Origin of the sequence: Endozoicomonas atrinae, from assembly GCF_001647025.1 — a bacterium.
In the GTDB taxonomy this organism is placed as follows: domain Bacteria; phylum Pseudomonadota; class Gammaproteobacteria; order Pseudomonadales; family Endozoicomonadaceae; genus Endozoicomonas; species Endozoicomonas atrinae.
In genome coordinates this window covers 1-8,247 of the sequence record NZ_LUKQ02000238.1, presented here as the reverse complement: position 1 = coordinate 8,247, position 8,247 = coordinate 1, and the positions used below count along the sequence as shown (strand labels likewise).

Sequence of the window (8,247 nt, the reverse complement as noted above, 5' to 3'; positions counted from 1 at the left end):
AGAGTCAGCTTAGTAAAATATTTAACTTTCTGGAACTATCAGACTTGCAGACCACCCCAAAAAGCTATACTTAACGACAGGTCATTTTGGACTGGTGTTTTGAGGACTTTTTACGCCGGTGATGACACCCAAGCCTGTTCTGGGTGGAGCAACGCTGGTTATGTTTGGCACCGTTGCCGCCGCTGGGGTCAAGATTCTTGCAGCAGAACAACTGGACCGTCGAAAGCTGCTGATTATGGCGGTCTCTTTCGGGATTGGACTGGGGGTTACGCTGGTACCCGATCTGTTGAAAGAAATGCCGAAAGTGGTGCAGAACATTTTTGGCTCGGCAGTCACTTCCGGAGGTCTCTCTGCCATTCTCCTGAGTCTTCTCCTGCCCTCTGATGAGACGAATGAAGAACACATTTCTCCTGCGGTTGCTGAGCAGGTCTGACGTTACCGCTATCCGTTAGTTTCAAGCCCCAAGCTTCCCTGACACTGAAGGCCTAGGCCTTCAGTGTCAGGGAAGCTTTGTCCTGAAAATAACAACCCAAAAGGAAGTCACCATGAAAATGAAAAAAACAATAACCGCCTTTGCCTCTGTACTGGCACTGACCTCTATAAATGCTGAAGCTAAAACCCTCTGGAGTGATAACAGCATCAGCCTGCTCTATGGCTCAACCTTTGAAGGTGCTGAAGAGGATAAGAAAAAAGTCACCTTGACCCTGGAGCATGCCAGTGGCCATAGCTGGGGGGATGTATTCTTCTTTATGGATCGCCTGAGGGCAACGGAAGGGGATAACAACAGTGAAGTCTGGTCAGAACTGCATCCACGCTTCAGTATTCCCAAATTGACGGGAACGGACTGGGACAGTGGACCGATCAAAGATTTTTATCTCTCAACACAGATTGAAATGGGCAGCAATAAAAACGTGAACCAGACTAACTATCTGGTCGGTGCAGGCGTTGACTTCGATGTGCCCGGATTCAAGTTCCTGAAGCTGAACGCATACAGTCGATCCAATGAAAACTACGACAGTAACTACCAGGTTTCTCCCGCATGGGCAGTACCCATTGAACTCGGCAATCAGAAGTTTCTCTTTGATGGCTGGATCGACTGGGTCAGTAAAACGAAAAATAACGGCGCAGATGTTGCCTCAAACTGGCAGACCCATCTGCAACTCAAATATGACCTGGGCAATCTCTGGGGTAGTGAGCATACCGTTTATGTAGGCACCGAATATCGTTACTGGCACAACAAGTTTGGCGTAAGTGGCTGGAATGAACGAGTGTGGCAGGGCTTGATAAAAGTGCATTTGTAATATCGAAACATACTGCTTTTGAAGTATCATACCGGCTTGGTATCACCCTCCCGGCCTTGCCGGTATCAGGAATGATACTTCTTCTCTCATCACCTGAGGTTACAACCATTAGCAGGATTGAATGAGCATATGGAAGCAGTTGCGAAAAAATACCGTCCCGGCAAGATCCGGGAAAATAATAAAAAAAGCATTCTGGCCGCTGCCGAACAAGAGTTTGTGACCCACGGCTTCAAGGGCGCTACCATGCAGCGTATCGCTGAACGGGCAAACCTTCCCAAAGCCAACGTTCACTATTACTTCAGCAATAAGCTCTCGCTCTATGCTGCCGTTCTGTCGAATATCCTTAAACTATGGGATCACAGCTTTAACGGTTTGAGTCCCGGGGATGACCCAGAAGAAGCACTGGCAGCCTACATCCATACCAAAATAATGTTCTCCCGAAAGAATCCCCTGGCATCCAGGATCTTTGCCCAGGAGATCATCAATGGCGGACCTCATCTGACGGAATATTTTGGTGAAGATTATCGAACGTGGTTTCGTGGACGGGCACAGGTATTCAAGGCCTGGTCTGACCAGGGGAAAATGGATCCGGTAGATCCTGTGCACCTGATCTTTCTGCTCTGGTCATCCACTCAGCATTATGCAGATTTTTCCTACCAGATCGCCCAGGCCCTTGGGAAAGACACGCTTGAGCAGTCTGACTACGATCAGGCAACAGAAACGTTAACCCGGATAGTTCTGAAAGGACTGGGCATTACTCCAAACCAACGTTAACGCTACTTGTAAGATGGGCCTATCTCGCCTCATTCCAGCGACGAAAGGTCGATATCATTGCCTGAGCAGCCCTGTCATCACGGGTATGGGCTGGCCGCTTATTGTATTCCTGCCAGCTTCGGTAATGCTCAATAAGCGCTTTAGGCGCGAGTTCACGATAAGTTTCCGGATTCTTGCGACCATTTTCCCACTTCTGAAAAGCTGAGCGAATCGAATTCAATCCCATTGGCGTATGATGGCAATCTGAACCCTCTTTATCCATAAGTGCATGAACTGGTTGGCTAAATAGAAGAAAGCAAACAGCGGTGATAGAAAAAAGATAACGAAATGGAACCACGAAAATACTCCTTAATTTTTTACGCTCCTTATGTAAATAATAGGCCTTAATTTTACCTTTATCTGGAAGGGAGGAGAGCCCATAGGGCTGGGTATAGTTAAAAAATAAACTCAGGATGCTTCCAGCAGTTAAATGGCAAGACTAATTATTTTAATACTTCCAGATTTAGCACTTACCTATATTACGCCTTAAGCCTTGGGCGCGGTTATTTTATAGATAGACTTTAATTAACTGATTCATGAAACAAAAAGCAGCTCATCAGAAGGAATAAGCCTATCTGGGCTTTGCAGAGCAAAACCCATGAGGGTTAACTATTTCAGCTATCTGATTTTATCAGCATGACTGCAATTATAGGCATTCGCCATCATAGTTACCGAACTCAAGAAACCAAACGGCCTGTATAGGTAAAGTGTATCTGCTCCCATATCGACAGCCTTTATACTCATCTGATTTATAGTACCCCAGACCATATCGCGATCACTATGCAACCAGTAATCGTAAAAATGGCCTTCAGAACCATAGACGGTTCCCTTCAGCTCACAACCTTCAATACGATCCGTTTCATCCCAGATGACCTGTACTTTTCCAGATTCTTCTGTTGGAAAGGTAATACAGCCCGTCAGGCTCAACGATACGATCAGCCCAGAAAGGCACGTCTTAACATTCATAAGGCTTTATCTATCAGACTTTAAATGCCGGGCAGTATAAGGAAAAGGGGGAATAAGAGAATAAGTGCAAACCCACCGTCATCAAGCACTACTACAAAAAACAAAGCCCCGACTGGCGGGGCTATAATCTCAGTACTTCCTCGTTGTTTTTATTATTTCCCTGGGTAGGCCATCCTTGGCCTGTACATCCTTCCTGGAACCGGTACTGAGTTTTTTCCTTTCAACCTTGTATAACCACTTTACATGCCAACTATAGTAATTCTCATGAATACCAATGGCTGGAGAACAAATATAAGATTTACAAAATCTATATATTTGAGTAATTGTTACCGGCTGGTGTCACCAAGAGAAACAGATTGGCAGTCGATGCTATCTTAATAGCGTCAGTATCAGGGATTTTCTTTAGAAAAATCATTCAACCTTCTGTTTCAGGCCGGGTTATGTCAAAAACTTTCCAGTTCTTGCAGTTTGGTTCCTGCGAAATATGCGGACTTGCTCAATTACCGGAGCAACTATCTTGCCTCATGGTTCCACTGGATCAAAAAAAAGTTCGTTTTTTTACCCTCTTTTATTGCTCTGATAATCCTCAATGTCACTTGAAAGCCATTGATAAGCTCTCAGAAAAAGAAGGACAGCAATATTCAGAAGTCCATTGCCGTTAAGTATCTTGATTTCGAACATGGTTCGCCCCCCCTACAGAGTCCGCTGATTAATTTAATCAAGGTTATGGTAATTCAAGGGAAACTTGATCCCATGTCATGACATCATCCTGAATCTCCACAGCTGTTAAGAAACAGGCTTACCTTCGGCAAACAATTTAAACAGTCAGATTGCCTGCGGATATAAGTCGATGAAGTGCTCTTATCTTCTGCAAAATAACTGACGGAGCTTGCTACCTATCTCCGACCAAAGTGACCTGGATAGTTTTTTCGAATTTCCGAGCTGCTCAGGATCCGCTGTTTGGAGGATACAAATTGGAATATCCAGAGAAACCACCTTCGACTGATATGATGATCGTGAAGTTGCCTGGTTCGTTTGTTTATTATCCTTACTCATCAATGCCCCCTTGCCTGAAAAATTCCAAGTAAGTCAGCTCACATTCGTCCATCACAGGTCTAACAAAGACAATGTAAACAGTTCAAGAGGAATATCAAACAGCGGGATCAATTGCGAGCTTATTCACTGCGGGGTCTAGACTCAGATTTCAGACACGAAAAAGCCCGTAGTGCTTACTATCACTACGGGCTTCTCGTTGTATGGTGCCGGCACCAAGAGTCGAACTCGGGACCCACTGATTACAAGACAGTTTATTCTATTTACAAAAAATATATAAACTATAGTGCAAGATTATATATAACCGCTAAATATTTGAATTACGAAGGTTGAACTCTAAAAAAATGAGTACATTGTTGCTTAATATTTATAGTATCCAACTAAGGAAAATGCAACCAATAATACAACTAAGCGCTTTTTGCCTGCTATAGTGCAACCAAAATTGTATAGATTTAGTTGCATTGCGAGGATGTAGAAGTATGAAAATAATAAACGATGAAGTACTCATAAACCAAGCCGCCAACGGGCCTTATAAGGAGATAAGTCAAAAGCTGGCAAATCGAGGTGATGGAACCCTCCTGATTAGAATCAAGCCAAACAAGGTCGAGCTTTTCTTCAGATACAAAGAGCCCGGCGCCAAGACCTATAAGTATCACAAAATCGGTAACCATCACCTGAATAGTCCGGTCGGACTCACATTCCAGAAAGCGTTAAGCGATGCACAGCGTCTTGCCGATCTTCGCAGGGATGGCCACGATATTTCAGAAATTCTCAATAAGACTAAGCAGGAACTGAAACCAAAGCCTGTTGCAAGCCAGCCCAAGACGGACACAAATATTGGGACATTTCAGGATCTCCTTAACGATTATCCGGAGATTCACCTTGCCGGTCGCCGCTCCCATAAAGATGTAAAAAATGCTTTCAAAAACCATATCATCAACGTAAAACGTTTTGGCTATCTGCTCGAAATGCCAGCGGCTGAAATTAAGCCTCATCATATAGTTGATATTATTGCTCGGCTAATTCATGAGGTAGGCGTTAAGCAGCAATGCAACCGGGTTCGATCCTATTTGTCAGCGGCTTTTGCTTGGGCTATGAAGCATGACCATAACCCGGCTCTAGTAACATCAGACAGGCCTTATAAGTACAAGATTGAAGTAAACCCCGTTCAGAACATCCCTACTCAAGAGGACTTTGAGTCCAAAGGCAAAGAGCAGCTTACTGACCGGCAGATATGGCTAATATGGCATCACGGCCTCTCTACCATGGGCAAGAGCGGCCACTTGGCGCAACTACTTCTTGCGCTTGGCGGCGTGAGACAAGAGCATGTTCTGAATACCCCTTGGGAAAAAATCAAACTGAAAGGCAAATATCCTCATTTACGGATGCAGAGCAGGAAAGGGCGAGGCAGCAAGCCATACGACTATATAATCCCGATCAATGATACCGCTCTGGAAATCTTCAAGTATCTGCAAAAGGCATACGGCCACTGTAATTACCCCTTACCCTCGACCAAGGGCTCCGGAGATGTATTAGATACCCCGCTCGGGCATGATACCTTTGATAAGCCCATTAAAAGATTTCAGGCATACGTTCGGGACGAACTGGAACTTGAAGCGCTGCCTTTCACCTTCGGCATGATACGTGGCAGCATATCCACCCGAATGCACGAGGCCGGAGTAAAAAAAGCAACCAAGGAAAAGCTACAGGGCCACAATCAAAAAGACGTAACTACAGAGCACTATGATGTATGGGAATACAAAGAGGAAAAACTAGAGGCCTCACAAAAGTGGGAGAAGTATCTGCTTAATTTAATTAATACACCCTACGAAAAAATCACAGATAGAAAACCAGAGGAATATTTAGAAGAAGGTTAAGCGGGGGAAAACCCCGCTGTTACCAATCACGTTTCCCTTCGAGCCACTGCAATACTTCAGTTTTTTTCCAAGCAATTTTTTTCGGCCCAATCTTTATCTTTTTAGGGAATGTCCCTGCTCGTTCATAATTGATTATTGAAGCCCTGCATACCTTCGTTAATTTTAACACCTCATCCATTCTGATCAGTTCGTCACCTTCCATAATCAGCTGGTCATTAAACCCTTTTTCAAGGGCAGAATACAGGGTGACAACTTCTCCATTATGGAGCTCCGCAAAAGGAACGCCCAAACGCTGCAACGCCTTGATTACATCTCTTTTAGAATTAAGTTTTGTCCATTCCATCAAATTATCTAAGTTGTAAAGCATATCTAAAACCTCAGTTTCTAGTTATTAAAGTGACCAACCGTGGTCGTTTATCGGTAATATCGTCCAAAGCCCTGAGTTAGCCAAAATAAACCGTGAAGGCAAACCTTTTAAACAAACTCACGTTAGTCCTAAAAATCAATATCCGAATCAAAAGTGTCAAAGTGACCAGCCTCAAAGGCGTCATTCTGCCTTGGCCTGCCCTCGGGGTTGTCGTTCCATTCGCTGGGGGTTCCTTCCTTGGTGGTAAAATCGTAAGCCCTCACCCGCTGCCAGCGACCATCCTGTATCACCTCTATCCGGCAGGGCTCACGCATATCCCGAACGTTGGTTAGGCGGTCCAAAGCATCGTCGGTGAACTCCGGGCAGGGGTCGTGGCTAAAGCGCTTCATCCACCAGATAACGGCCTTTTGTCGTGCATAGCCACCATGCTCTATACAGACCCATTCACGGACAGTGGCAAAGCCGCAGCGATAACTGATTTGGATAGAAGGCGGCTTGCCGTTCTTTTCATGGCGGTTGTAAATGATTTCATCCACGTCCAACCATTCCGGCTCTATCTGCTCTGCCAGCAGCGCCGCTTTAGACGCTTCGGCCTCGTGCTTTTCTTTCTCCGGGAATTCATAGTTGCAGGCAGGGCATACCCGCAAACCGGCAAGGATCAGTTCAAAACATTCAGGGCACTCTTTAACCGGCGCTTCGCCCGTCCCCTTCCCAGCCTTGATACGGTCCACGGTAATTCTATCTATTGGTCCGTGGCGTTCGACGTTGCCTCCGTAGTCCAATACCAGACAGTCCGTTTTGCCCGTGGTGGGGCTAATTCGTAGCCCACGGCCAAGAATTTGAACGTAGAGGCCGGGAGACTTGGTGGCACGTAGCAACGCTATAAGGTCGGTTAGCGGGGCATCGAAGCCGGTGGTCAACACCCCCTGGCTTGTGAGTGCTTTGATCTTTCCAGCCTTGTAGTCGGCCAATATCTGATCCCGTTCGTACTTCGGGGTATCTCCGGTGATGCAGTCGGCCTCAATGCCTTCGCCCACCAACAACTCCTTAACCTGGTGAGCATGGGCCACACTGACGCAGAAGATTAACCAGGCCTTGCGATCCTGACCGTATTCGATGATTTCACACACGGCCTTTTCAGTGACGTCGTTTTTATTGACCGCTTCTTCCATATCGCTGGTAAGGTAGTCACCCTGCCGGGTTCTTACACCTGCGAGGTCGATCTTTTCCTTACCCGCTTTGGAGCGAAGCGGTGATAGAAAACCATCGTCTATCAACCGTTGAATGTCTGTCTCGTAGACAATCTCATTAAAGAGTGGGTTCTTTCCCTCTGTCAGCAAGCCCTGTTTCATCCGATAAGGTGTGGCGGTAAAGCCGACTATTTTCAGCGCCGGGTTTATTTCCCGAAGTGCATTTATTAGCCGAACATACATGGATTCAGAACTTGCAGAGGATATAAGATGACATTCGTCGCATAACAAAAGATCAAAATGCCCTAATTCCTCTGCTCTTTTATGAACGCTCTGAATACTGGCAAACAACACCTGAGCGTCCGTATCTCTCGATTTCATAGAGGCCGAGTAAATACCAGTCGGAGCCTCTGGCCAGAGCGTGACGATCTTTTCATGGTTCTGCTCAATGATCTCTTTTACATGAGAGAGAATCAGGAATCGTTGGTCTGGCCAGTGCTTTAGTACACCGTGGATAAAGTCAGCAATGATGACCGACTTGCCACCACCAGTACTGACACAGACCAACGGGTTACCATCGGAGGCGCTGAAGTATTGATAGATCGCATCAATGGCCTCCTGCTGATACCAGCGGAGTTCATAAGCCATTGGAGCCTCGCTTCATCTCTTCAATAATTTTG

Annotated in this window: 9 protein-coding genes; 5 read left to right on the top strand and 4 right to left on the bottom strand. The window is 45.8% G+C overall.

All coding sequences use genetic code 11. The features are described from left to right. The first annotated feature begins 121 nt into the window (after window positions 1–121). The 3 genes from AK963_RS22515 to AK963_RS22505 all read left to right on the top strand — a co-directional run bounded on the left by AK963_RS22515 (window position 122) and on the right by AK963_RS22505 (window position 2,075). Complete coding sequence (locus tag AK963_RS22515; RefSeq protein WP_066017662.1) at window positions 122–433, top strand: solute carrier family 23 protein; 312 nt, start codon at window positions 122–124, stop codon at window positions 431–433. 112 nt (window positions 434–545) lie between these two features. Continuing rightward, window positions 546–1,301, top strand: a complete 756-nt coding sequence (locus tag AK963_RS22510; RefSeq protein WP_066017661.1) for an outer membrane protein OmpK — start codon at window positions 546–548, stop codon at window positions 1,299–1,301. A 129-nt stretch (window positions 1,302–1,430) separates the two neighbouring features. Beyond that, complete coding sequence (locus AK963_RS22505; RefSeq protein ID WP_066017660.1) at window positions 1,431–2,075, top strand: TetR/AcrR family transcriptional regulator; 645 nt, start codon at window positions 1,431–1,433, stop codon at window positions 2,073–2,075. A 19-nt stretch (window positions 2,076–2,094) separates the two neighbouring features. On the opposite strand, the gene AK963_RS22500 is transcribed toward AK963_RS22505, so the two are convergent. Continuing rightward, a complete protein-coding gene (locus tag AK963_RS22500; RefSeq protein ID WP_139117594.1) occupies window positions 2,095–2,301 on the bottom strand; it encodes a hypothetical protein in 207 nt (68 codons plus the stop codon). A gap of 431 nt (window positions 2,302–2,732) precedes the next feature. Then, window positions 2,733–3,080, bottom strand: a complete 348-nt coding sequence (locus AK963_RS22495) for a DUF4156 domain-containing protein (protein ID WP_066017658.1) — start codon at window positions 3,078–3,080, stop codon at window positions 2,733–2,735. A 356-nt stretch (window positions 3,081–3,436) separates the two neighbouring features. On the opposite strand from AK963_RS22495, the gene AK963_RS32380 reads away from it, so the two are divergent. Then, window positions 3,437–3,742, top strand: a complete 306-nt coding sequence (locus AK963_RS32380; protein ID WP_139117593.1) for a hypothetical protein — start codon at window positions 3,437–3,439, stop codon at window positions 3,740–3,742. A gap of 870 nt (window positions 3,743–4,612) precedes the next feature. Continuing rightward, window positions 4,613–6,010: a tyrosine-type recombinase/integrase gene (locus AK963_RS22490; RefSeq protein ID WP_066017657.1), complete on the top strand. Its 1,398-nt coding sequence runs from the start codon at window positions 4,613–4,615 to the stop codon at window positions 6,008–6,010. 19 nt (window positions 6,011–6,029) lie between these two features. Here AK963_RS22490 and AK963_RS31510 read toward each other — a convergent pair whose 3' ends face one another. Both AK963_RS31510 and AK963_RS22480 read right to left on the bottom strand, forming a co-directional pair. Beyond that, window positions 6,030–6,377 carry a helix-turn-helix transcriptional regulator gene (locus AK963_RS31510; RefSeq protein WP_083232845.1) on the bottom strand — a complete coding sequence of 116 codons (348 nt, stop codon included), beginning with the start codon at window positions 6,375–6,377 and terminating at the stop codon, window positions 6,030–6,032. Between the two features lie 128 nt (window positions 6,378–6,505). After that, on the bottom strand, window positions 6,506–8,215 hold the full coding sequence (locus AK963_RS22480; protein ID WP_066017656.1) for a DEAD/DEAH box helicase: 1,710 nt from the start codon (window positions 8,213–8,215) through the stop codon (window positions 6,506–6,508). Window positions 8,216–8,247: the final 32 nt, after the last annotated feature.